This is a genomic window from Youngiibacter multivorans (genome assembly GCF_017873395.1).
Classification (GTDB): Bacteria; Bacillota; Clostridia; order Clostridiales; family Clostridiaceae; genus Youngiibacter; species Youngiibacter multivorans.
Genome location: NZ_JAGGKC010000032.1, coordinates 19,827 through 43,933, shown reverse-complemented (window position 1 = coordinate 43,933; position 24,107 = coordinate 19,827). Strand labels below are relative to the sequence as shown.

Here is a 24,107-nt window from a genome sequence, read left to right as displayed (position 1 = left end):
TTTCCCTTGCCTTACTTGCGAAAGGCATCCCTCCTCTCCAATTCCTCCAATTTTTTTAGCAGGTCTCGTTCCATCCTCAACATGTAGTTTTCATGCTCCAGCTTTGCTATTGTTATCTTAGCTTCTTCTTCAGGAGTTCGAGCCTCCTGGTCCTTTTTACGGCGTCCTCTCAGGTCCTTAAGGCCGGAATCGCCCTTCTCGGCATATTTCTTAACCCAAGTATAGACCTGCTGATATCCGACATTGTACTTCTTTGCAATTGATCCATAGTCGTATCCGGATTCAATACAATCCTTGACTATCTGAACACGCTCTTCCAGGGTAGTTTTCCGTGAACTCTTCATGCGGCTTCCTCCACTCATATTTTTGAGATTCTTGCCGCTATTATACAACCTTATCCAATTACGTAGTTGATGTTTTGAACGAATTTTGAATTTTAAGCAGATTGAGTAATAGCTACCTTCCCCTGAAAGATAAGCTTCCACAGCGTCTCTTTTCAGTTCTGGACTATATTCACGGTTCTTCCCTGTGTTGAGCAATCCGCTAAGACCTTCTTGTTTATATAGACGGATCCATTCTCTAAACGACTCCCGATTTACTCCTGCCACCTCGGAAGCCATTGCTGCAGATATTTCCCCCTTCAGGTATCTCTGTATTAAAGCTACCTTCTCTTCTGGAGATCCCTTTGTCCTATGAGACATAATAAAAGCTCCCTTCATGATTAACAGTGGTTTTCTTTTTCACTGTCTCTCATAAAGGGAGCATATCATAAATGATCCGGTCCTTCTTCATCGATTATTTCCAATTTGAGAAATTCAGTGCCATTGAAAATGTCATATTACCCGCCTGAACCAGTTTCCTGAACGGTATCTCGGGTAGCAAAGTGCGAACTTAACCAGGTCCTCTGCTATCGACAGCGAGTATGCCACGGTTACAGGCAGCCTGAAAATAAGTGCGGCAGCTGCCACTGCAGGTACCCCTACGATCCAAAGGCTTATAAGCTCAGCTCCCATGGCAAACCTGGTGTCCCCTCCGCCCCTGAAGAACCCTACCACAAACAGCACATTGAATATCCTAACCGGAATTATTGCTGCAACAATAGTCAGCAGGACACCTGTATTGGCAAGTGTATCAGGAGCTACGCTGTAAAGCGACAGGATGGGTCCCTTCAGCAGAAGCATGAGTCCTGATGTCGATAGCCCCAGAAAGAGTGTTAGCCTCATTATCCGTCTTGAGTAATCCTTGACCAGGTCGTATCTTTCCTCTCCTATCCTGTTGCCGATCATTATTGATGCTGCATTGCAGACTCCGAAGGCGAATACGTAGAATAGCTGACTGACAACATTTGTTATCTGGACAGATGCGAACGCATCAACACCTATCTTAGAGTATGAAAAATTATACATTACAATTCCTGCAGCCCACATGGATTCGTTGATGATTACCGGGGATGCGACCTTGAAGAACTTTGACATGTCTGCCTTTGTGAACGATAAGAGCTCTGAAAGCTTTGCCTTCAGTACATTGTCCCTGCCATAAACCGCCCTTATCAGGATAACGAATTCAATCACCCTGGCAATTACAGTCGCAATGGCTGCTCCTGATACTCCGAGTGCGGGAAATCCCAAATGTCCGTTGATAAGTATGTAATTAAGGACTGTGTTGGTAGCCAGGGCAACTGAGCTTGCTGCCATAGGCACCATCGCCTGGTTTGTCGCCCTAAGCGCAAAGACAAGCGAGAACGAAAGGCTGTTGAGAGCATAGCTCAGACCTACTATCCTCAGGTATGCCGTACCGTCTGCAATGACATCAGGCTCTGTCGTGAATATCCTTAGAAGCGCACCCGGAAAAATGACAGCAGCAGCAGTAAATACCATGGCTGCAGACAATGCGATGGCACTTGCCATTCCAAGGAATCTTCTAAGGCTTGAATAATCCTTGCTTCCATGATGCTGTGCATAGAATATCGAGGCTCCGCTTGAAAGCCCGAAGATTATGAGACTGTATATGAAAAAAACCTGGTTGGCAAGTCCGACAGCAGCTATGGAATTTTCTCCAAGCCTTCCTATCATCAGGTTGTCAACCATATTGAGTGAAGAGCTCAGGAGATTCTGTATTACCACTGGAATGGCAATTGTCATAAGACCCTTGTAGAAGGTCCTCTTTTCATCTCCAGGCTTTCCGAATATCGTATCAATCATGAAATCACCCCGCGTTGTCTATTATAGATTACCTGCAAATAACATTCAAATAAGAATAAAGTGTTAAACAACATCCAAGCTATTGAAAATACGTCTATAAGTACTCTATAATCTATATGAGTTGTTGATTCTTCAATCAATATCAACACGCTACTTTTAAAAGGGAGGGATATGGAATGAAGAGCTATGTTTGTACAGTTTGCGGATATGTATATGATCCTGCAGTAGGTGACGAGGAAAACGGAGTTGCTCCAGGAACAAGCTTCGACGATCTACCAGCAGATTGGGTTTGCCCGCTTTGCGGAGTAGGCAAGGACCAGTTCGAGGAAGAGGCATAGAAAATGTAATGCCCCGGCGTATGCCGGGGCATTTGCTTTATACCCTAATCACTCACTTTTCAGTCATTCCATAGGATCATTTGTTGGATTCGAGATAGTAATCCTCTCCCAGCTCCTCAAACAGGATCTCGGTCAGATGGTTGCACTGTTCCTTGTCCATCGGTTCAACTCCGTCAAGCTTGTACTTGATGTGCATCTCCTCGTACTTGTTCTGACCAAGCGTATGATACGGCAGAAGCTCAACCTTTATCACGCCCTTGATCGGCTTAAGCTTATCAGCCAGGCGTCTTATATGATCCTCTCCGTCTGTTATTCCCGGGACTACAACATGTCTTATCCACATCTTTACCCCAGCCTCCTGGACCGCATCAAGGAACCTAAGTGATGTGCTTCCGGTTCTCCCTGTAAGAAGCATATAGTTTTCAGGGTCGATGTGCTTCATGTCGAACAGAACCATATCTGTATTTTCAAGTATCTCTGAGTATTCTCCGAAGCCGTAGCCTGCAGTGTCTATCACAGTATGGATGCCCTCCTGCCTGCAAAGCTTTAGACATTCCAGGAGAAATTCCGGCTGCATCAGCGGCTCTCCGCCTGAAAATGTGACTCCTCCACCTGATTTCTCGAAATAAGGCTTGAATCTCTTTATCTTTTTAACCAGGTCGGCAGCCTCAATGAGTTCTCCGCCTCCCATAAGCCAAGTATCCGGGTTATGGCAATACAGACATCTCAGCTTGCAGCCCTGCAGGAACACTACAACCCTTATTCCCGGTCCGTCCACAAGACCCATGCTCTCCATCGAATGTATCCTGCCCTTCATATGCCTCACCTCAATAAATCATTATCTGTACATCATACAACAAAATAATACTCATAGAAAGGGGGAAGGACCCCATAAAGGAGCCCTTTTCAATGTTTCTATCTACATCTTTTCGTGGAATGTCCTTGAAATTACTTCCATCTGCTGCTCTCTTGAAAGCCTGTTGAAGTTAACCGCATAACCTGATACCCTGATTGTCAGTGTAGGGTACTTTTCAGGATGCTCCATAGCATCCTCAAGCTTCGCCCTGTTAAGGACATTTACGTTCAGGTGATGAGCCTTCTGTGCAAAATATCCGTCAAGCACTGATGCAAGGTTGTTGACTCTTTCGAGTTCGGTCTTTCCAAGCGCATCTGGAACGATAGAGAATGTATTGGATACTCCATCCTCGCAGTTGCCTACATAAGGTATTTTTGCAACAGAGTTGAGTGATGCAAGCGCACCCTCGAGGTCTCTGCCGTGCATTGGGTTAGCTCCTGGTGCAAGTGCTTCTCCAGCCTTTCTTCCATCAGGTGTCGAGCCTGTCTTCTTTCCATAAACCACGTTTGAAGTGATTGTCAGGACTGAGAGAGTATGCTTTGCATTCCTGTAGGTCGGGTGCTTCTTGAGCTCGCTTGAGAACTTCTCAGTAAGAGCTACCGCTATATCATCAACCCTGTCGTCGTCGTTTCCGAACTTAGGGAATGATCCTTCGATTTCAAAGTCAGTAGCAAGTCCGCCCTCGTTCCTTATTGCCTTTACCTTAGCGTACTTGATAGCAGACAGTGAATCCGCCGCAACAGACAATCCTGCCACTCCGAATGCCATCAGTCTCTGTACGTCAGTATCATGAAGGGCAAGCTGTCCTGCCTCATACGCATACTTGTCATGCATATAGTGGATTATATTCATTGTGTTGACATACAGGTCTGCAACATACTCAAGTACTGTGTTGAACTTTTCAGCAACTGTCTCGTAATCGAGCTCGTCGCCCTTTATCGGTTCAAGTCCCTTGATTACAGTCTTTCCGGTCTTTTCATCCACTCCGCCGTTTATAGCATATAGAAGGGACTTCGCAAGGTTGCACCTTGCACCGAAGAACTGCATCTGCTTTCCAACTGTCATCGCAGATACGCAGCACGCTATCGCATAGTCGTCGCCATATCCGGGTCTCATTATGTCATCATTCTCATACTGAATTGAATCAGTCTTTATCGACATGTCTGCACAGTACTTCTTGAAGTTTTCTGGGAGGTCCTGTGACCAGAGAACTGTCATGTTTGGCTCAGGTGAAGTTCCCAGGTTGATGAGTGTGTGCAGGAACCTGAATGAAGACTTTGTAACAAGAGGCCTTCCGTCTATTCCTACTCCTCCTATTGACTCAGTTACCCATGTTGGGTCTCCGGCAAACAGGTCATTGTACTCAGGGGTCCTGAGGTGCCTGACAAGTCTGAGCTTTATTACGAACTGGTCTATGTACTCCTGAGCTTCAGCTTCAGTTATCACGCCATCCTTCAGGTCTTTCTCCAGGTAAACATCAAGGAACGTGCTTGTTCTTCCGAGAGACATTGCAGCGCCGTTATTTTCCTTGACAGCTGCAAGATATCCGAAATAGAGCCACTGTACAGCTTCCTTGGCGTTCTTTGCAGGAACTGATATGTCACAGCCGTACTTCGCTGCCATTGCCTTGATGTCTCCAAGTGCGATGATCTGCTCATTCAGCTCTTCTCTCTGCCTTATAAGGTCATCGAGCATTGCGCCTCTGGCATTCTTCAGGTCCTTCTTCTTCTCAGCTATCAGCTTGTCTATACCATAGAGAGCTATCCTTCTGTAGTCACCTATTATTCTTCCCCTTCCATATGCATCAGGGAGTCCGGTCAGAAGTCCTGAGGATCTCGCTGCCTTTGTCTCATCACTGTATGCATGGAATACGCCCTGGTTGTGAGTCTTCCTGAATGCAGGGAAGTACTTCGCTACATCCGGGTTTACCTCGTAGCCGTATGCTTCAAGGGACTGTTCAACCATCCTGTATCCACCGTAAGGATTCATCATTCTCTTCAGCGGTGCATCGGTCTGAAGTCCAACTATACTTTCATGGTCCTTGTCAATGTAGCCTGCTTCAAAATTGTTAATTCCGGAAACCTTGTCTGTATCTACACCAAGTATTCCTTCCTTTATTTCCTTGACTATGAGCTTCGAGGATATTTCCCAGACCTTCTTTGTGTTCTCAGTCGGTCCTGCGAGGAACTTGTCGTCACCCTCATATACTGTGTAGTTCTTCTGTATGAAATCTCTGACATTGATTTCGTTCTGCCAATCTCCGGCAACAAAACCTTCCCATTCTTTGAACAATTGAATTCCTCCTATACCCATTCCCGGGCTCATTCACCAAGTGTCTTTTGCTTACAATGAAAGTATACAATAACTTCAAGCCTTTGTTAAGCTTTTTTCACGCGCTCGAAATATTCCGACAACTATAAAATATCCGATATACTCTTGACAAATCAAAATATATATTTTCTTAATCATAGCTCAAAAACAGTTCGATACAGTTTTTATAACAGATTGACGCTTATTTATGGCTATTTTCTGCTCTGTACTAAAATTAGTAACAGTTTTCAAGTAAAATAAAGTTTCCGACAAACACCAATTTTTATTGAAAATCTCATTAAAATGCGAAATATTACAACTGATAATTATATTCATTCTAAAAAAGTGTAATTGTAACGTTTTCATGATAAATACTTAACATTCAATTGTATTAAGAAAGCAGTATCTTGCGATACTGCTTTTTGAAAGTTAATTGACCTGGTCTTTGACCCCACACTCGCCTGCTGGAGCTTTTGCTACCCGGACTCAACCTCTCACTACTAACCCTCTCATTTCTGGCAGGACTAACATCTAAACCGCACCATGATTGTCGGGCCATTAGCCTGACTTACGTGGATCCTTTTGCCTGCGACTGGCTTGGACTTTCAACCACAAACTTAACTTTCATTTACCCATTATAGATAATGGATTGTTAATTTTCAAGAAGTTTTTTTTGTCTGAAGCTTTTTTTGCCTGCAAGCCGCTTTTCACATACGGTCTGAAAAACTGTTCAATCCCTACTTTACTGATGCAAGTGCGAATCTCAAAGTATCTACATTGACGATGAAACCAACAAATGGAATATACCTTGTGACTTTCCCCACGATCATATCCTCTACTACAGGAACTTCATCCTCAGCAGCCATTCCATCACCCTGGGTTATTAGCAATATCTTGCCTTCAGCTGAGACTTCTACCCTAACTACCCTGTGACATTCGATGGTTCCCTGAGAATCCCCGGCTTTGAAGGTTATAATGTCATTCTCATTGATATCCTCAACTGAAGCATCAACTGAAATTACTAAGTCTCCTAGTCTCAGCGTCGGCTCCATCGCTATCGTCCTTACGGCTGTAAGCTTATACCCTGCAATCGCAGGCACTCCATCGCCTATGTTTGATGCGGCATAGAAATATGCTGTAGTACCTGCAATAAGCACCAGCATGAATGCCATTACTCTTGCAATAAGTGTGAATATTCCCCTACCGCTCTTTGAAGCGGTTTTTTCCTTTTCAGCTACAGCCTTTTTCTGTTTTTTCTCTTTCTTGAGGCCGATCTTCTCTACTTTCGATGTCTTTGCTCCATAATCCTTCCTGAGGTGCTTCAGAAGATCAATTTCTTCCTGCAGCTTTTCTTCCTTGACAGACCTTACCTCCGGTTTGGATTCCTTTGCTGGTTCTGCTTTGGGTTCTTCGATTTTCACTTCCTGAATAACTGACATATCTTCAATATTATCAACTGATATCAAATCAACCGGTATTGAAGCTTCCTCACTTGGTATATTCAGTTCCTGCATGTCAACAGAATCAGTTTCGGTCTTTGTAAGCTCAAATATCGGAACGAGCTCCATCTCTTTGTCTTCAAGACTTACCTCTTTCTCTCTCTCAAGCATCTGTTCCCTTTGCCTCAGAAGCTCGTCGTATGACAGCCCGTCAAGAATCATTTCCGGTCCTGTGACTTCTGCTTCCATAGCTTCAGTATCTTCCGAAACAGTATTTGTAATGAACTCCTCTTCAAGGGCTTTTGACTCCGCTTCTCTCTCAAGCATCTGTTCCCTTTGCCTCAGAAGCTCGTCGTATGACATTTCGTCATGTATCATTTCCGGTTCTGTGACTTCTGCTTCCATAGCTTCAGTTTCTTCCGAATCAGAATTTATGATGTGATCCTCTTCAAGGGCTTTCGACTCTGCTTCTCTCTCAAGCATTAGTTCCCTCTGCCTCAGAAGCTCGTCATAAGAAAGGTCATCATGTATTGATTCCAGCTCCACAGCTTCTGCAGCCATAGCTTCTGGCTCTGTCGAATCAGAATTTTTGATGAGATCCTCTTCAAGGGCTTTCGACTCTGCTTCTCTCTCAAGCATTAGTTCCCTTTGTCTCAGAAGCTCATCGTATGACATTTCGTCATACGAGATATTGTTTGTGTCTTCTTCTGCAGTCTGAGCATCTGTACTTTCTTGCCTGCAGGGATCTTCATACTCAGAGCTGCTGACATCCTCTTCATCAACTACCTCCCTGATTGATACATCCGGCAGGTCATCATCAAAAAGCTTTGATGACGGTGATGATACATCATGTATGCGCCCGAATTCAGAAGCCACTGAACCAGTTTCGTTTGAATACCGGTTTTTTGCGCTAGATATTGCCTTCATGAGCCTTAACGCAAACTCATCGCTGTCAACCGGACTTGTGATGAAGTCATCGATATTGTTGAAAAATACAGGTCCCATTTCCTTAAGCGTCTCGCGCCTGAGCACAGCAATACTATAGCTTCCTTTGCTGATCTGCTTGACCTTGTAGAGAAAGTCTTCAACAACATCCTTCAGATATCCCTCAACGCCACAGACCACGAGGTCGAAATCTATGCTGCCGGCGATTTCAAGAGCCAGGTCTTCAGGCATGGCGACAATAACCTCGCCATCCGCTCCGTTCCTGGCAAGGTGTTCCTCGATGAACTCGATTGATATTTCATTGTTTCTAATCAATAAAACCTTCATACGTCACCTACCGACAATCGATTTTAATCATTATTCCTGCTATCTATGTGTTCCTCTGGCAGCCTTGGCAATTCTGAAAATCAGTTCCTCTGTATCCGCCGGACTGGACAAAAAGTCATCAATCAGATTAAGGAAACCAGATCCCATGGCTTTAAGCATATCCTTTCGCACTACCGCCAGCCGGTATGCACTGCTTCCTGCCTCATCAAGCCTTCTCAAAAAGTCAATCGCCACATCCTGTGGGTAATCATCTACTGGACAGATGAGAATGTCGAACGCTGCGCACTTCGCTGTTTCTATGGCAAGGTCGCACATTTTTGCTGAAACGATGCTGGCATCCATACCATTCTCAGAAAATAGCCTTTCGACAACATCAAATGTCAGTTCGCTATTGTGGATAAGCAATACATTCATTTCACACCTCCATAATATATGGATAATTGAATATTTTACATCTCAATACGATTCAATTCTATAGTACCTTTGATTATATACTATCAACAAATGATTTGCCATATATGTTTCAAGGAAAACTTGAATTATTCCAAATATTGTGATAATATTTTTCGCTTTTAACCCTATTCTGATTAAAAAAATTTTTAACCAATTAGAAAAACCAAAAAATAACCTATGAATCACAACGACTAACAAGGAAAATAAACCTGATATGGACACTTTATGAATAGGTGTCCATATCAGGTTTATTGAATAAAATTTACTCGAACTAAAATTATATGACTAAGTATCTTCAATGGCAGCATTGATTACCATGATCATCCAAACTATTCCCCAAAGTATATAATCTGTAGCTTTAGCAAGTAACTTTTCTTATCCATCATATTCAACAAGCGGCTTCATAAGTTTCCTGATGCCGCCTCTCGGGTTTTCAACATCCCCTGCATATCTCGGTATCAGATGGATGTGAAGATGGAATATGGTCTGTCCTGCAGCTTTTCCAACATTTATTCCAATGTTGTAGCCATCAGGATGATACTTTTCGTCTATTACTTTCTTGACTTCCCTGAGCAATCTGTCAAGTGAAATGACTTCTTCGCTCGTTGCATCGAAGTAACCGGAAAAATGCCTTTTGGGAATAATAAGAGCATGTCCTTTTGTCACAGGAAAATTGTCATATATGGCGAAAGCTCCTTCATTTTCTGTTATCAGTGAACCTTTCTCAAGATACGAGCAAAATATGCAATCCACAGGTACACCTCCCATACATTTTTTCTAACTTATCTTGTGCCCTGATACGCGAAAGCAATCGCACCTGCTATTCCCCCGGCTTCATTTATTCTTTCCGTACAGATTAGAAGTGTGCTTCCGGTTGTCGCGACATCATCCACTATGAGTATCTTTCTCCCCTTTATCAGGGGTTTCTTATTTTTGATGAGTCCTATGGTCAAGGCATTTTCCTGTCTCCCAGTCCGCTCAAGACCCTTCTGCTCATATGCCGGTGCAGAGAACAACCTTTTGCATTCAATCCCTTGAAGCCTTGCCACATTCCTTGCGAGAACCTCGCCATGGTCGAATCCAAGCCTTTTCCTTGATATCTTTGACGATGGAGCCCATGTGACCATATCGAAGCTGCGAATGTAGTCTCCATGACTGCTGTGCATTATGGCTGCAATCTCTCTCGCAGCATTGAATGAACCCCTGGATTTGAATGCGGAAATCAGTGCTTTTGCAGAGCCTTCGTATCTGCTGCAATGAAGTATGCCAGCCTCATCGGCTGGTACTATGGTCAATCTGCATACAGGACATAGCCCATCGTAGTATTCGCCGCATACCGGACATCTAAGCCTCGGATAAAGGGTATCAATGATACCTTCTATGATTCTGACGTGTAGCCTTTTTCCCACAGCACCTTGTTGAAGTGCCTTGTCATGTTCTTTGTCCTCTCTATATCCGGTGTTTGAGCCTGGCAAAGAAAAATCACCTCTCCGTTCTCATCATTGCAGTACCCGCTCCTGAGGCAAAGGAAAAGAAGCTCCCTGTAGTTATATTGAGGAGAATCGGCACCGTGAACGATTATCTCGAAGTTCACAGGAACTTTGATGAAATCGTCGATATCATCAGCAAAGAATATATGCGCCCGCGTGGTATCCTTTACCAGTTCAGTCATTCCCAGGGTGCCAACCATATTTACATCAGTGACATAAGACATTATTGAGTCGTCAACCTTTGCGAGGTACCTTGTGAGTCTCCTTGACTTTATCCTGTCCCCGGTGAACACAAGCACATTCTTCATTTCATAGACGAACCACAGGAGATACTCATATATTGAGACTGGTATCTCATCATCGATGTTCACCCTTGTCTCTATTATCCTGGGTTCTGAAACGTATTCCCCGGTGCCCCCCATTGGTATCTCGAAGGACTCCACATTTAGGAGGATTTCCTCGAATGAATAGGCGATCAGCCTTTTGCATCTCGGGAAAATATAGCCTATGAGATTCTGGACTTCTCCCTTTCGACGGAAAGGAAATGAATTGACGTCGTCATAAATTGCGAGGTCATACTCACCTGATGCAGATAAAGCATCCTGGTAGCCGCATATGGTCAGATTCTGCTCCAGCCCTTCAGGCAAGATCCCGTCAAACAGTGTATCAGTAAGCAGCTGGCTGTCCTTCTCATCGCCGGTGATGTAAAGAAGCCTGCCGTCTGATTCAAGGACAGATTCGCAAAGCTCCCTGACAGGCCCTATCCCCATATAAGGGACTGTTACCAGGTTCAAAGCCTTGTTCAATGATTTTTCATACCATTCCTTTAGCCTTTCAGCCAATTCACCTGACAATGTCCTGACCCCCTCCGGAATCTATCAGCCCGTACTCCAATATGCTTTTTATCCTGTACTTAAGCGAAGTGTGCCTCTCAAAGGTCCTGGTGTTCGAAACCATATAGTTCAGGGCCCGTTTGGAGCCGACAAGGACAAGCAGCTGCCTTGCCCTTGTCACGGCAGTGTAGATGAGGTTCCTGCTCATAAGAAGCGGCGGACCCATGAAGACCGGGATTACGACCACCTTGAACTCGCTTCCCTGGCTCTTGTGTATGGTGACTGCGTATGCAAGCTCCAGCTCCTCAAGCTCTCCGCTTTCGTAGGTCACATATCTCTCATCATCGAAGATAACTGTAACCTTCTCGTCCTCTTCATCGATCCGGACCACATAGCCTATGTCCCCGTTGAATACACCCTGGCCGCCATCCCCTTCGAATATCGGGTCCGGATTCCTTGTCCATTTGATCATATAGTTGTTCTTTGTCTGCATTACCTTGTCGCCGATCCTGAAATCAGTGAACTTGTTCTTTTTCCCCTTGGAATTCAGTACGTTCTGGAGAACCTCGTTAAGGTTCAGGACCCCAAGGTCTCCCTTCTTCATTGGAGACAGCACCTGAAAGTCCCTTATCCTATCCCATGACCTGTTGAATCCGGGCAGCCTGTTAAGTATAAGGTCAATTACCTTTTCCAGGCTGTCCTCAGGCCCTTCAGACTCGATGAAGAAGAAATCGCTGTCCTTGACATTCAGGAACGGCATCATACCGCTGTTTATCCTATGGGCATTGATGGTGATGTATGACTCTTTGCCCTGCCTGTAGATGTATTCAAGTTTCACCACCTTGAACGCCCCGCTCTCGATCAGGTCCTCAAGCACTCTGCCAGGGCCAACCGATGGCAGCTGGTCTGCATCGCCGACCAGAATAAGCCTGGTTCCCGGACTTATCGACTTCAGCAGATTATTCATCAGCATAACATCTATCATTGATGCTTCGTCGATTATTACCACATCGCAATTGAGGCTCGAGGCTTCCTCCATCTCGAAGTCTTCTTCACCTTCGTCGGATACTCCAAGCTCGAGGAGCCTGTGTATCGTCTTTGATTCCCTGCCGGTAGCTTCTGACATCCTCTTTGCGGCTCTTCCGGTAGGAGCTCCCATTATGACCTTTCTGCCTTCCTTCTCGAAGATCTCAAGTATGCATTTGATTATTGTGGTCTTTCCAGTTCCCGGACCTCCTGTAATGATTTCTATACCGTTTGTGATTGCCCCTTCTATGGCTTCCTTCTGCTTTTCGTGGAATGCTATTCCATTTGCTTTCTCAAACCATTCTATGTGAGATGCAACATCGGCTTTCATTTCCTTGACACCCTGGAGACTAAGTGCGAGTATCCGCTTTGTTATGGAAGCCTCACTGTAGAGGTAAGGAAGCGTAAACACTGAGTCTATGCCATCCACCTTTTCCAGCACCAGCCGGTTTTCCATTATTGAGTGAACAAGATTGGCCTCTATAAGGTCCTCATTGACCTCAAGGCTTTCTATTCCTTTTGCCACCAGCATGTCCTTCGGCATGCAGGTATTGCCCTGCGAGCAGAATTCATTCACAAGGTACTTGATGCCGCTCTGGATCCTGAAAGGCGAGTCAGTCATTATCCCCAGATTCCTCGCGATCCTGTCAGCTGTCTTGAATCCGATGGTAGGAATCTCTTCTGACAGCACATAAGGGTTTTCCTTCACTCTCCTGATTGAATCCGCCCCGAACACCCTGTATATCTTGAGAGCCTGCTTTGGAGTGACTCCGTAGGACTGCATGAATACCATGATGTTCCTGACCTCTCTACCCTTCTGGTAGGAAGCTGAAATCATCTCGACCTTCTTCTTTCCTATTCCCTCAAGCTCCATAAGCTTCTCAGGCTCATTTTCCATGATATCGAATATCTTGCTGCCAAACTTCTCAACCAGCTTCTTCGCTGTTGCAGGACCAATTCCTGATATGGCACCTGAAGCTAGATATTTTTCAATGCCCAAAAGCGAGTTGGGCAGGATTTCCTCATACTCGGTACACTTGAACTGCTTTCCGAAGGTAGCATGGTTCAGCCACTCCCCCTTCAGCTTCAGGGTTTGCCCCGGAGATACGAAAGGAAATATGCCTACCGCAGTGTGCAGGCTTTTAGCATCCTCTACCCTCAGGACACAATATGCGTTCTCTTCATTCTGGAACACTATGTCCCTTACAGTTCCTTCAAGCACATCCATCAGTTCACCTTCTTTCCATTTCAATAATAAGGTATATCCTGCCAGGTTTCCACATTTTTGCCCTATACACATTATGTTAACAAAATCTATATCTATTCATGAAGCAATTAGATGAAATTTCCAGTATAATGTTCTTAATGAAAATAATTTCCCGATACACTTGTATGCGGGCATGAGGTGACAAATTGATATTTCGGAATTTCAGGCTAATATTTCCCGACAGGATTGAAGCAGGAAGCCTTCAGACTAAGGATGGAAAGATAATCTCCATCAACGGACCTTTCATCGAAGATGATGAAGTGATTGAGGGGGATGGAAAATACCTTTCTCCAGGCTTCATAGACATACATATCCATGGTGCAGGCGGCAAGGATACCATGGACGGAGAAGTGGAATCAATAAACACGATCGCAGGTATCATTGCAGAGCACGGTACCACATCGTTCCTTCCAACCACAATGACCATGGGTGTTCCTGAGATAAGGAAAGCTCTCGGTTCCATTATGGAAGCATCAAAAAATCCAATAGGAGCATCAATACTCGGTGTGCACCTTGAAGGGCCCTTCATAAGCCCTAAAGCCATAGGTGCCCAGAACCCGGGATTTGTCCTTGAACCTTCAATAGAGGCTTACGAGTTGATAACCAGCGGTTATGAGGATCTTGTGACTAGCATAACTATGGCTCCCGAGGTACCCGGTGCTTCAGAGCTGATACCTTACCTGAAGCAAAAGGGAGTAAGGGTATCAATCGGCCACACTGCAGCAACCTATGAGGAAGCAGTAGAGGGAATCGGACTTGGGTGCAGCCATTCAACACATCTGTTCAACGCTATGACCCCGCTCACCCACAGAAGTCCCGGCACAGTCGGAGCGATTTTCGATACTGATATAACCACTGAGACTATTTCGGACGGTATCCACATCTCCTGGCCTTCCCTCAGGATAGCTTACAGGCAGAAGACAAGCGACAAGGTAATGCTTGTCACTGATGCCATGATGGCATGCGGAATGCCTGACGGGAAATACTGGCTCGGTGGACAGGAGGTCCTGACAAAGGACGGTGCAGCAAGGCTGCTAAACGGATCCCTTGCAGGCTCCATACTTACAATGGATGCTGCAGTAAGGAATGTCTCAAAAAATACCTCACTTCCCCTGCATGAGGTAGTGAAGATGGCTTCCCTGAATGGTGCAAAGTTCTGCGGTGCTGATGACAGGAAGGGAAAGCTTGCATCAGGCTACGACGCCGACCTTATCGTATTTGATGAGGATATCAATATTGGTAATGTCTTCATACTAGGAAAAAGATTCAAATGATTTTCGTGAATGCCGGCTTTGCCGGCATTCTTTCTGTAACCGCATTGTTTCACGGTATATGTGCCGGTGTGGTAGAATCAAGGTAGGACAATTACTTATAAGGATGTGCTTGAAATGAAGATGGTTGAAAATGTCAAGAAATCAATGAAAGACCTTAGGACGGGCTTTGAAAGATATCCGGTTACCTTATTAGCTTCAGTCGTGCTGCTTGTCATACTCATTTCACTGAATGAAATGGACATGAAGGACATCGACACTGAGATCCTTGGGAGGATAGCCATGGTTGTCGGACTTTCGCTTCCGCTATCCATATCAGTCGCCCACCTGAATGAGGGTCTGCTTGCAAGGAAGCCACAATTCAAGGCTCTTGCCTTTGCATTTGCAGCTGTTCTGCTAGTCGCATACTACTTCCTGTTTACCGAAGACCAAGACATGGTTACTGGAATGCGCTATGCTGCTACATTGGTTTCTCTCATCATAGGTGTATTCTTCACCCAAAGACTTAATATAAGGCTAAATTATGAGACCTATGTCACCAAGGTATTCTATGCGTTCTTCCTGACAGCTCTGTATTCAGGGGTTCTATATTTTGGAATCTCAGCCATCATATTCACCATCAATTCGCTTTTTGATGCTGAAATACCGGACAAGTACTACATGTACAGCTTCCTTACTGTCGTATTCGTGTTTGCAGCCTCCATGTTCCTTTCAAAGCTGCCGAGAATAGAGGAAACCTTCGAGGACCATAAGTACACTAAAGCCCTCAAGGTACTTCTCCTTTACATTGTCATTCCGCTTATAACCATATATACCGGCATACTCTATGTGTACTTCATAAAGATCATAGTGACCGGTGTGTGGCCAAGAGGACTTGTGTCAAATCTAGTCCTTTGGTATTCGGTGCTTTCAGCCGGGGTCATATTCTTCATATCTCCCCTTGTATCGGAAAATGTGGTTGCCAAAGCATTCCGAAACTTCTTCCCGATAGCTGACCTTCCGATACTTGCAATGATGTTCGTATCAATGGGTCTGAGGATCGACCAGTACGGCTTCACAGAAAACAGGTATCTGGTTGTAATTCTTGGAATATGGGCTCTTGTAGCTATGGTCTGGTTCATTGCAATAAGGAAGCTCAACAACATATTCCTTCCGATATCCCTGACACTTACAGCCCTCATCGCTGTTTTTGGTCCTCTAAGCGCATTCAAGGTATCAGAGATGAGCCAGAACGACAGGCTTGAATCAATCCTTGAAAGGAACAGTATGGTGCAGGCAGGGGCAGTCGTCCCAAATGCATCGATACCTGACGCTGACAAGAGGGAAATCAGCGCCATAGCCTCATTCTTCGAATCACGGGAAACATATGACATGGAATACGTTCCTGAGGGATTCAACACAATGGACATGAAAGTGGTCTTCGGATTCCCTTATGATGATAACAGAGGATACCCCGACGATAATTACTTCTATTTCTTCGTGCCTATTGAAAACCAGGTCCTTGATATAAAAGGCTATGAGCACTTTGTAAAGGCAGTCACGTATCAGACGAACGAGTATTCGCTGGGAACCGTATCGATGAAATATGACTCAGCCAACTCCGAACTCATATTCACCGGCAGCTCAGGTGAATTGCTTAAAGCTGATTTCAAGGCATACTACCAGAAGATGTGGGATGCTTCAAGTACCTCAGCCGGCAAGGGTGAAGTATCAGTTAAGGACGCCACCTTTACGGAAGAGAATGAAAAAATCTCTGTGAAGATAATATTTGAAAGCATGAACGGAAACCTTGAGGATGGAAAGATAAGGATCGATAACGCAGCATACTTTGTCCTTGTACAAGTGAAATAGAACACTTAACCTCACCAAGGACATGAGAATACATAGAGTCAGTTGAAATTAAATGGAGCAGTTCAAATTCGAACTGCTCCATTCTCTCATATAAGCTTCTTTATTTCTTCTACCTTGTCGAGTCTCTCCCATGGCAGGTCCAGGTCAGTCCTTCCGAAATGTCCGTATGCGGCTATCTGCCTGTACAGCGGCCTTCTCAGGTCCAGGTCCCTTATTATCGCACCAGGCCTAAGGTCGAACACCTTGTCGATTATGGAGATTATCTTGTCATCAGGAATCTTGTTCGTCCCGAATGTGAATACCTCTATGGAAAGTGGCTTTGCAACGCCTATGGCATATGCCAGCTCCACTTCAAGCCTGTCTGCCACTCCGGCAGCTACCAGGTTTTTGGCAACCCATCTTGCGGCATATGCTGCAGACCTGTCCACCTTCGTTGGATCCTTCCCAGAGAAGGCTCCACCACCGTGCCTTCCGTATCCGCCGTAGGTATCGACTATGATCTTCCTGCCAGTAAGGCCTGAATCACCGTTAGGTCCTCCTATTACGAATCTTCCCGTTGGATTTATGTAGTACTTCGTATTCTCATCCAGAAGGTGCTCCGGAATCACGGCATTTATGACATGTTCCTTAACATCCCTTTCGATTTCAGCATGCTCTACGACAGGGCTGTGCTGTGTAGAAACTACAATCGCTTCCACCCTTACCGGCTTGTCTTCATCGTACTCCACTGTGACCTGAGTCTTTCCATCCGGCCTCAGGTAAGACAGCGTGCCGTCCTTCCTGACCTCTGCCAGCCTTCTTGCAAGCTTCTGTGCAAGGGAAATCGGCATCGGCATAAGCTCCTCAGTCTCGTTTGAAGCGTAGCCGAACATCATGCCCTGGTCTCCTGCTCCGGTCTTTTCAATAAGGCTTTCTGCATGTCCCCTGGTCTCAAAAGCGTCATCGACACCCATGGCTATATCTGTGGACTGTTCGTTTATGGACGTTATGACAGCACATGTATCAGCATCAAAGCCGTACTTTGCCCTGACGTATCCTATTTCAGTTACAGTCTTCCTGACCAGCTTCGGAATATCAACATAGCAGTTAGTTGTTATCTCTCCCATTACAAGCACCATGCCTGTGGTTACAGCCGTCTCGCAGGCTACCCTCGCCATAGGGTCCTGTTCGAGTATCTTGTCGAGAATCGCGTCGGATATCTGGTCGCATATCTTGTCCGGATGTCCTTCCGTTACAGATTCTGAAGTAAATAGTCTTTTCATAATAACCTCCTGAAAAAAATGAAGCCTCTTCATTAAAAGAAGAGGCGTGTCGTGCACGTTCCTCTTATCTTGCAGCATCGCTGCAGGAATTGGCACCACGTATTTCTACAGGTTGCCGGGTTTCACAGGGCCCATTCCCTCCACCTCTCTTGATAAGAGCAAATATTCTGTTTTACATGAAAAAAGACAGGAATCGTTATACGCAGTTCCGTCTTAATTGGTGGAGGAGAGTGGATTCGAACCACTGAAGCTGAAAGCAACAGATTTACAGTCTGCCCCCTTTGGCCACTCGGGAACTCCTCCATATGAACAGTCTGACAACTGCTTTTTATATATTATATCAGCCCCGCCTCTTTGTCAACATCATTTCATATGCCCTTGAAAATTTGATCCTCTTTTCTTACTTAATGCTTGGTCGGAGTATCCAGATATGCAGTGTAAAAGCTCTGCATATCCGGCATGGGCCTAACCTTTCTTGCTTTCCTTTACCATCAAGGAGAAATACGCATGGAAGGCATTATCCGATGTGAGCTCAGGATGAAATGCCGTAACAAGCATACTTTTCTCTCTTGCTGCAGCGATTCCCTCTCCGGTCCTTAGAAGCACCTCTACGCTATCTCCTGTCCTGACGATTATCGGTGCACGGATATATACAAGCTCCAGAGGTATGCCAGAAACAGAAGGTATCATTTCAATTCTCCTGAAGCTATCGGTCTGACGTCCGTAGGCATTGCGCCTTACGACTATATCCATGGAGCCTATCCAGGGTTCTTCACCCTCAACCTCGCGTGCAAGCAGGATCATACCGGCACAGGTACCCCATACAGGCATCCCGCTTGCAATCCTGTCCCTGAGCGGCTGAAGCAGGTTGAATTCATTGAGAAGCCGGCCGATTGCAGTGCTCTCCCCTCCGGGGATGATTAGCCCGTCAATTCCTGACAGGTCCTTTTCATCTCTTACCCTTACCGGGAACACTCCATCAACCTCCAAAAGCCTTGCGGCATGCTCTGCTACGGATCCCTGTATGCTCAGCACACCAATCCTTATCATTTACCAGCCTCTTGAAGCAAGCAGCCTGTCTGCAGGAATGCTTCCTATTTCGAGCCCCGGCATCGGCTCTCCGATGTTCTCGCTTACCTCAGCCAGTACCTTTGGGTCGTCATAGAATGCAGTAGCCTTGACTATAGCCCTGGCCATCCTAAGAGGATCCGAAGACTTGAATATTCCCGATCCCACGAATACTCCCTCGCTTCCAAGCTGCATCATGAGAGCCGCATCAGCCGGTGTAGCAATGCCGCCTGCCGCAAAATTCACTACTGGAAGCTTCCCGTTTTCTGCAGTCCAGACTACCAGGTCATAGGGTGCACCGATCTCCTTTGAAAAGCTCATGAGCTCTTCCCTCGGCATCCCGGACAACTTTCGTATTTCAGACATCATGGTCCTCATGTGCCTCACGGCCTCGACCACGTTGCCTGTCCCCGCCTCACCCTTCGTCCTTATCATGGCGGCACCTTCTCCGATCCTTCTAAGGGCTTCGCCAAGATTTCTAGCTCCGCATACGAAAGGAACCTTGTAGCTGTGCTTGTCCAGATGGTACATGTCATCAGCCGGGGTCAGCACCTCGCTCTCATCGATGTAGTCAATCTCAAGGTGTTCAAGTATCCTTGCCTCAGCAATATGTCCGATCCTGACCTTCGCCATGACAGGTATGGTCACTGCAGCCTGAATCTCCCTGATCATTTTGGGATTGCTCATCCTCGCCACGCCGCCCTGCTTCCTTATGTCAGAAGGCACTCTCTCAAGAGCCATAACAGCCACTGCCCCTGCCTCTTCCGCAATCTTTGCCTCCGCTGCATTTGTGACGTCCATTATTACTCCGCCTTTAAGCATCTGTGCAAGGTTCCTGTTCAGTTCACTTCTGTTTTCATCCATTCTAGTCCAGCCTCCGATATTATTATTGACAATGTGCTTACACATTGTATTGACAATGTGCTTACAAGCTGATTATGATTGTACCTATATTCTGGCATTAGAAGAACACCCAGATTAAAGAATTTTGATGATGCCAGATTGGAGGAAACTATGGCTAACCTGACTCTTTCATTTGACCAAAATTTGTGCAAACCCTTATATATGCAGCTATATGACCATATACGGAATGAAATACGTAAGGGTCTTCTTGAGGATGGTGAGAAGCTGCCTTCAAAGAGAAGCCTCGCATCGCATCTGAAGATAAGCCAGAACACAGTGGAAACAGCTTATGGTCAGCTTCTTGCTGAAGGATTCATACGTTCCAAACCTAAAAGCGGGTATTATGTCTCAAGATTTGAAGACTATCCTACCGGTACCTCAGATTCAGAAGCAACTGGTTCAGAAGAAGCTGCAAGAGAATACACATCAGAACTTGCTTACGATTTCTCGACCAATACTGTTGATACCAGGTTCTTTCCATTTTCAACCTGGTCGAGGATAACAAGGGAAATCATCCATGATGAAAACAGGGAGCTCCTCAAGACATCACATCCTCAGGGAGAGGCTTCCCTCAGAATGAGCATTGCAAAGCATCTGCACGAGCATAAGGGAGTCAGGTGCACCCATGAACAGGTCATAATCGGCGCTGGCAGCGAATACCTCATCGGACTGCTCGTACAGCTTCTGGGACGTGACAGGATTTATGCAGTCGAGGATCCGGGTTATGTAAAGACAGGTATGCTTTTAAAAAGCAACGGGGCTGATGTAGTTCACATCGGTCTTGACCGGGAGGGCCTGAATATTGGTGAGCTGGAAAAATCGGATGCTAAAATAGTCCATATCACTCCTTCACATCAGTTCCCGATGGGAATGATAATGCCAGCTAAAAGGAGAATGCAGCTTCTTTCGTGGGCTTATGCAGATAAGGACAGGTACCTTATCGAGGACGACTACGACAGTGAATTCAGGTTCGGAGGACGTCCTATACCCTCACTGCAGGGTCTGGACAATTCGGACAGGGTAATATATATCGGGACCTTTTCAAAGAGCCTGGCCCCATCGATAAGAATCGGATATCTTGTACTTCCCCCTCCACTGATTGAAGAGTACAGGAAACGACTCATGTTCAATTCCTCAACCGTTTCAAGGTTTGAACAGCAGACCCTCGCCCGCTTCATTAAAGATGGTCATTTTGAAAGGCATCTCAACAGGATGAGGAAAATCTACAAGGGTAGGAAGGAAAAGCTGGTAGCGGAGATAAGGAAAGCAAGCTTCGGCAGGCAAGCAGAAATCATAGGAGAAAATGCAGGACTCCATCTCCTCCTTGCCCCCCGCAACGGTATGTGTGAAGAAGAGCTGATTGAAAAAGCCACTGCCATGGGAATAAGGCTCAGGGGGCTCTCCGGATACTTCTCTCAAGGTTCTGATACAGGCTTCAAAAGCACAGTACTCCTTGGATATTCTAACCTCACTGAAGATGACATCAGTGAAGCTTTAGCACTCCTGGATCTTGCGTGGCGGTAAAAGCCTATGTGATTACAGCTCCTCTAGGCATCATGGGAGACTGAAGATGTTACACAATTGTAACTCACATTACGCAGTTTCCAGAAAATTTAAAATCTCCGGAAGCGGCGATCCATGCCGTTCTCCGGAGATTTTCTCTCTCTGAAGTGTCAAAGGTATCACAAGTGCTGTTACGTTTTTATTCAACAAAAAACCACCCCTAAACGAGGTGGTTTTCTTGTCAACTAAGGTTGACGTTATGGTGGAGGAGAGTGGATTCGAACCACTGAAGCTGAAAGCAACAGATTTACAGTCTGCCCCCTTTGGCCGCTCGGGAACTCCTCCCTGTTTGTCGGCCCTTCAGAACCGACAAGTATTAGTATACTTTGCTTTTACAAAGATTTCAAGCAAAAAATGAACAAAACAGCTTAAACCAGCGTCAATTTCAGTTCAGATTGCCGTAATCCCTTGGCAATGCTCACTTTTCGTATACGAATCTTTTGAAGTCAGTTTCAATTCCGAAATGAGCTTGAATCGCGTCAAGAATCCTGCCCGATGCCTGTCCATCACCGTAAGGACTTCCGCCTTTCGCCATTTCTGCATATGCCTTGTCGTCGTCCAGCAGCCTTGAGGCTTCGTCTATGATCCTTTGGGTGTCTGTGCCCACAAGTCTGACAACCCCTGCTTCAACCGCCTCAGGCCGTTCTGTGACGTCCCTGAGGACTAGTACAGGCTTCCCGAGATATGGTGCCTCTTCCTGTATGCCTCCCGAGTCTGTCAGTATCAGTTTGGACCTGGCCATCAGGTTATGAGTCTCTTTGGTTCCGAGGGCACCCAGAAGATGCACCCTGTCCGTACCCTTAAGAACTTTCTCAGCTTCCTGTCTGATCTTTGGATTAGGATGCACAAGATACACTATCTGAGCATCCTTCCTCTCAGCTAGGAACTTGAGTGCCATTGAAATATCATGGATACCGTGTTCAAGGTTCTCTCTCCTGTGGGCGGTCACCATGATGATGTCCCTGCTGAAATCGACCTTCTTAAGAAACTCGTCTTCAAATGTGTAATCCTCACTGACAGTGGTCTTCAGAGCATCTATTACCGTATTGCCTGTCACATATATCCTTGATCCAGGAATCCCTTCCTTTAGCAGGTTCTCTTCTGCACCTGCTGTAGGCGCAAAGTGCAGGTCAGCAAGCCTTGATGTAAGTGTCCTGTTCATCTCCTCAGGATAAGGAGCATACTTGTCATGGGTCCGCAGCCCCGCCTCAACATGGCCTACCATCGTCTTCTCGTAGAATGCAGCCAAGGCTCCGGCAAAGCTTGTGGTCGTGTCTCCGTGGACAAGAACGATGTCAGGCTTTACGCTTGCAATTATCCCCGACATGCCCTCCAGGACTGATGTGGTTATGTGCGAGAGTGTCTGGGAACCCTTCATCAGGTCCAGGTCGAAATCCCATCCAATGCCAAAATCATTGAGGACATTCTTCAAAAGCTCCCTGTGCTGGCCAGTGAGTGCGACAATCGATTCAAATTCCCTGCGCTTCCTCATCTCGATCAGAAGCGGAGCCATCTTTATGGCTTCAGGCCTGGTGCCGAACACGCTCATGACTCTAATCATCTTTTCTCCTTTATAAAAAATATACACTCCTTGAAGTGTATATCCTTTGTGCTATTTTGTTCCGAAAAGCCTGTCTCCTGCGTCTCCAAGACCAGGGACAATATAACCCTTCTCATTCAGTCTCTCATCAATTGCTGCGACGTATATGTCCACGTCAGGATGTGCCTTTGTCAGATGAGCTACACCTTCTGGTGCTGCCACAAGGCCTACGAATTTTATGTTTGTTGCGCCCCTTTTCTTAAGCAGGGTTATGGCATCAGCTGCCGAGCCGCCTGTCGCAAGCATAGGGTCGACAACAATGACTTCCCTTTCCTCAATATCCTTGGGAAGCTTGCAGAAGTACTCAACTGGCTGAAGAGTCTCCTCATTTCTGTAGAGTCCTATATGGCCTACCTTTGCAGCCGGTATAAGCTTCAGTATTCCATCAACCATACCCATTCCTGCCCTCAGTATGGGAACAATCGCAAGCTTCTTTCCAGCAAGCATCTTGCAGGTTGCCATGGCTACAGGTGTCTCTACCTGTACATCCTCCACTGCCATATCCCTTGTGACCTCATAAGCCATCAGTGTCGCAATCTCTTCGAGAAGCTCCCTGAAGTCCTTGGACCCTGTATTCTTATCTCTTATTATCGCCAGCTTGTGAAGTATCAGTGGATGCTTTATCTCAGTTACTCTGCCCATCTTATTCTCCCTTGTAATCAATATTTTCCCTCTAGTCCGTTTATCTTATCAACCCTCGCAGCATGTCTTCCACCCAGGAACTCAGCTGCAAGGAATGCATCGACAATATCAAGCGCAAGTCCAGGCCCTATGACCCTTTCACCCATGCAGAGGATATTGGCGTCATTGTGCTCCCTGGAAGCGGTCGCGCTGAATGTGTCGTGGCAAAGAGCCGCTCTGATTCCAGAAATCTTGTTGGCTGCTATGCCGATGCCGATGCCTGTTCCGCAAATCAGTATACCGAAATCAAATTCACCGTTTCTTACAGCAACGCCTACTTTCTCTGATACATCAGGATAATCTATGGAATCCTGATTGAATGTCCCAAAGTCCACTAATTCTATGTTCCTTGACCTTATGTGGTCTGCGACCTTGGCTTTGAGATTCACTCCGCCGTGGTCCGATCCTATTGCTATCTTCATT

General features: G+C 45.8%; 20 protein-coding genes, 2 tRNA genes and 1 riboswitch. Of the genes, 4 read left to right on the top strand and 18 right to left on the bottom strand.

The annotated features are described in order from the left end of the window. Positions 1–11: 11 nt before the first annotated feature. Positions 12–719: a helix-turn-helix domain-containing protein gene (locus tag J2Z34_RS15240; RefSeq protein WP_209460729.1), complete on the bottom strand. Its 708-nt coding sequence runs from the start codon at positions 717–719 to the stop codon at positions 12–14. A 114-nt stretch (positions 720–833) separates the two neighbouring features. Then, positions 834–2,201 carry an MATE family efflux transporter gene (locus J2Z34_RS15235; protein WP_209460728.1) on the bottom strand — a complete coding sequence of 456 codons (1,368 nt, stop codon included), beginning with the start codon at positions 2,199–2,201 and terminating at the stop codon, positions 834–836. A gap of 176 nt (positions 2,202–2,377) precedes the next feature. Here J2Z34_RS15235 and rd point away from each other — a divergent pair, with 176 nt between their 5' ends. Further along, the gene (gene rd / locus J2Z34_RS15230) at positions 2,378–2,539 is read left to right on the top strand and encodes a rubredoxin (RefSeq protein ID WP_023388537.1); all 162 of its coding nucleotides are present in this window, start codon (positions 2,378–2,380) and stop codon (positions 2,537–2,539) included. 76 nt (positions 2,540–2,615) lie between these two features. On the opposite strand, the gene pflA is transcribed toward rd, so the two are convergent. The 8 genes from pflA to recD2 form a co-directional block, all read right to left on the bottom strand. Next, the gene (gene pflA / locus J2Z34_RS15225; RefSeq protein WP_209460727.1) at positions 2,616–3,356 is read right to left on the bottom strand and encodes a pyruvate formate-lyase-activating protein; all 741 of its coding nucleotides are present in this window, start codon (positions 3,354–3,356) and stop codon (positions 2,616–2,618) included. 102 nt (positions 3,357–3,458) lie between these two features. Continuing rightward, positions 3,459–5,687, bottom strand: a complete 2,229-nt coding sequence (pflB, locus tag J2Z34_RS15220) for a formate C-acetyltransferase (RefSeq protein WP_209460726.1) — start codon at positions 5,685–5,687, stop codon at positions 3,459–3,461. 755 nt (positions 5,688–6,442) lie between these two features. Further along, the gene (locus tag J2Z34_RS15215) at positions 6,443–8,416 is read right to left on the bottom strand and encodes a signal peptidase I (RefSeq protein WP_209460725.1); all 1,974 of its coding nucleotides are present in this window, start codon (positions 8,414–8,416) and stop codon (positions 6,443–6,445) included. 39 nt (positions 8,417–8,455) lie between these two features. After that, positions 8,456–8,830, bottom strand: coding sequence for a hypothetical protein (locus J2Z34_RS15210; protein WP_209460724.1), 375 nt, complete (start codon positions 8,828–8,830; stop codon positions 8,456–8,458). A gap of 414 nt (positions 8,831–9,244) precedes the next feature. Continuing rightward, complete coding sequence (locus tag J2Z34_RS15205; protein ID WP_209460723.1) at positions 9,245–9,637, bottom strand: HIT family protein; 393 nt, start codon at positions 9,635–9,637, stop codon at positions 9,245–9,247. A 14-nt stretch (positions 9,638–9,651) separates the two neighbouring features. After that, on the bottom strand, positions 9,652–10,278 hold the full coding sequence (locus tag J2Z34_RS17915) for a ComF family protein (protein WP_209460722.1): 627 nt from the start codon (positions 10,276–10,278) through the stop codon (positions 9,652–9,654). Further along, complete coding sequence (locus tag J2Z34_RS15195) at positions 10,248–11,213, bottom strand: hypothetical protein (protein ID WP_209460721.1); 966 nt, start codon at positions 11,211–11,213, stop codon at positions 10,248–10,250. Before J2Z34_RS15195 ends, J2Z34_RS17915 begins: the two co-directional genes overlap by 31 nt. Next, complete coding sequence (recD2, locus tag J2Z34_RS15190; protein WP_209460730.1) at positions 11,203–13,446, bottom strand: SF1B family DNA helicase RecD2; 2,244 nt, start codon at positions 13,444–13,446, stop codon at positions 11,203–11,205. Before recD2 ends, J2Z34_RS15195 begins: the two co-directional genes overlap by 11 nt. A gap of 185 nt (positions 13,447–13,631) precedes the next feature. Here recD2 and nagA point away from each other — a divergent pair, with 185 nt between their 5' ends. Continuing rightward, positions 13,632–14,759 (top strand): N-acetylglucosamine-6-phosphate deacetylase, encoded by a 1,128-nt coding sequence (nagA, locus tag J2Z34_RS15185; RefSeq protein ID WP_209460720.1) that lies wholly within the window; start codon positions 13,632–13,634, stop codon positions 14,757–14,759. A gap of 114 nt (positions 14,760–14,873) precedes the next feature. After that, positions 14,874–16,607: a DUF4153 domain-containing protein gene (locus tag J2Z34_RS15180; protein WP_209460719.1), complete on the top strand. Its 1,734-nt coding sequence runs from the start codon at positions 14,874–14,876 to the stop codon at positions 16,605–16,607. 86 nt (positions 16,608–16,693) lie between these two features. Here J2Z34_RS15180 and metK read toward each other — a convergent pair whose 3' ends face one another. From metK to pdxS, 4 genes are all read right to left on the bottom strand, one after another. Then, positions 16,694–17,869, bottom strand: a complete 1,176-nt coding sequence (metK, locus tag J2Z34_RS15175; RefSeq protein ID WP_209460718.1) for a methionine adenosyltransferase — start codon at positions 17,867–17,869, stop codon at positions 16,694–16,696. 61 nt (positions 17,870–17,930) lie between these two features. After that, positions 17,931–18,028, bottom strand: a riboswitch (SAM riboswitch). Positions 18,029–18,087: 59 nt separating this feature from the next. Further along, positions 18,088–18,172 (bottom strand) — tRNA-Tyr (locus J2Z34_RS15170). A 162-nt stretch (positions 18,173–18,334) separates the two neighbouring features. Then, a complete protein-coding gene (pdxT, locus tag J2Z34_RS15165) occupies positions 18,335–18,919 on the bottom strand; it encodes a pyridoxal 5'-phosphate synthase glutaminase subunit PdxT (protein ID WP_209460717.1) in 585 nt (194 codons plus the stop codon). Continuing rightward, positions 18,920–19,801 (bottom strand): pyridoxal 5'-phosphate synthase lyase subunit PdxS, encoded by an 882-nt coding sequence (pdxS, locus tag J2Z34_RS15160; protein WP_209460716.1) that lies wholly within the window; start codon positions 19,799–19,801, stop codon positions 18,920–18,922. It abuts the gene before it with no gap. Between the two features lie 201 nt (positions 19,802–20,002). On the opposite strand from pdxS, the gene pdxR reads away from it, so the two are divergent. Beyond that, entirely contained in the window at positions 20,003–21,364 is a 1,362-nt protein-coding gene (pdxR, locus tag J2Z34_RS15155; protein WP_245250835.1) for a MocR-like pyridoxine biosynthesis transcription factor PdxR, read from the top strand. Positions 21,365–21,603: 239 nt separating this feature from the next. On the opposite strand, the gene J2Z34_RS15150 is transcribed toward pdxR, so the two are convergent. From J2Z34_RS15150 to rpiB, 4 genes are all read right to left on the bottom strand, one after another. Continuing rightward, positions 21,604–21,688 (bottom strand) — tRNA-Tyr (locus J2Z34_RS15150). 133 nt (positions 21,689–21,821) lie between these two features. After that, positions 21,822–22,964, bottom strand: coding sequence for a non-hydrolyzing UDP-N-acetylglucosamine 2-epimerase (gene wecB, locus J2Z34_RS15145; protein WP_209460714.1), 1,143 nt, complete (start codon positions 22,962–22,964; stop codon positions 21,822–21,824). A 51-nt stretch (positions 22,965–23,015) separates the two neighbouring features. After that, a complete protein-coding gene (gene upp, locus J2Z34_RS15140) occupies positions 23,016–23,645 on the bottom strand; it encodes a uracil phosphoribosyltransferase (RefSeq protein WP_209460713.1) in 630 nt (209 codons plus the stop codon). A 17-nt stretch (positions 23,646–23,662) separates the two neighbouring features. Beyond that, on the bottom strand, positions 23,663–24,106 hold the full coding sequence (gene rpiB, locus J2Z34_RS15135; RefSeq protein ID WP_209460712.1) for a ribose 5-phosphate isomerase B: 444 nt from the start codon (positions 24,104–24,106) through the stop codon (positions 23,663–23,665). Between the last annotated feature and the right edge of the window lies 1 nt (position 24,107).

Bases quoted from the DNA above. Each gene is read 5' to 3' on its own strand.
- upp (WP_209460713.1), bottom strand. From the start codon at position 23,645: ATGGGCAGAGTAACTGAGATAAAGCATCCACTGATACTTCACAAGCTG.
- pdxS (WP_209460716.1), bottom strand. From the start codon at position 19,801: ATGGATGAAAACAGAAGTGAACTGAACAGGAACCTTGCACAGATGCTT.
- wecB (WP_209460714.1), bottom strand. From the start codon at position 22,964: ATGATTAGAGTCATGAGCGTGTTCGGCACCAGGCCTGAAGCCATAAAG.
- pdxT (WP_209460717.1), bottom strand. From the start codon at position 18,919: ATGATAAGGATTGGTGTGCTGAGCATACAGGGATCCGTAGCAGAGCAT.
- pflA (WP_209460727.1), bottom strand. From the start codon at position 3,356: ATGAAGGGCAGGATACATTCGATGGAGAGCATGGGTCTTGTGGACGGA.
- rpiB (WP_209460712.1), bottom strand. From the start codon at position 24,106: ATGAAGATAGCAATAGGATCGGACCACGGCGGAGTGAATCTCAAAGCC.
- rd (WP_023388537.1), top strand. From the start codon at position 2,378: ATGAAGAGCTATGTTTGTACAGTTTGCGGATATGTATATGATCCTGCA.
- recD2 (WP_209460730.1), bottom strand. From the start codon at position 13,446: ATGGATGTGCTTGAAGGAACTGTAAGGGACATAGTGTTCCAGAATGAA.
- J2Z34_RS15235 (WP_209460728.1), bottom strand. From the start codon at position 2,201: ATGATTGATACGATATTCGGAAAGCCTGGAGATGAAAAGAGGACCTTC.
- metK (WP_209460718.1), bottom strand. From the start codon at position 17,869: ATGAAAAGACTATTTACTTCAGAATCTGTAACGGAAGGACATCCGGAC.
- pdxR (WP_245250835.1), top strand. From the start codon at position 20,003: ATGCAGCTATATGACCATATACGGAATGAAATACGTAAGGGTCTTCTT.
- J2Z34_RS15205 (WP_209460723.1), bottom strand. From the start codon at position 9,637: ATGGGAGGTGTACCTGTGGATTGCATATTTTGCTCGTATCTTGAGAAA.
- J2Z34_RS15180 (WP_209460719.1), top strand. From the start codon at position 14,874: ATGAAGATGGTTGAAAATGTCAAGAAATCAATGAAAGACCTTAGGACG.
- J2Z34_RS15210 (WP_209460724.1), bottom strand. From the start codon at position 8,830: ATGAATGTATTGCTTATCCACAATAGCGAACTGACATTTGATGTTGTC.
- J2Z34_RS15240 (WP_209460729.1), bottom strand. From the start codon at position 719: ATGAAGGGAGCTTTTATTATGTCTCATAGGACAAAGGGATCTCCAGAA.
- J2Z34_RS15215 (WP_209460725.1), bottom strand. From the start codon at position 8,416: ATGAAGGTTTTATTGATTAGAAACAATGAAATATCAATCGAGTTCATC.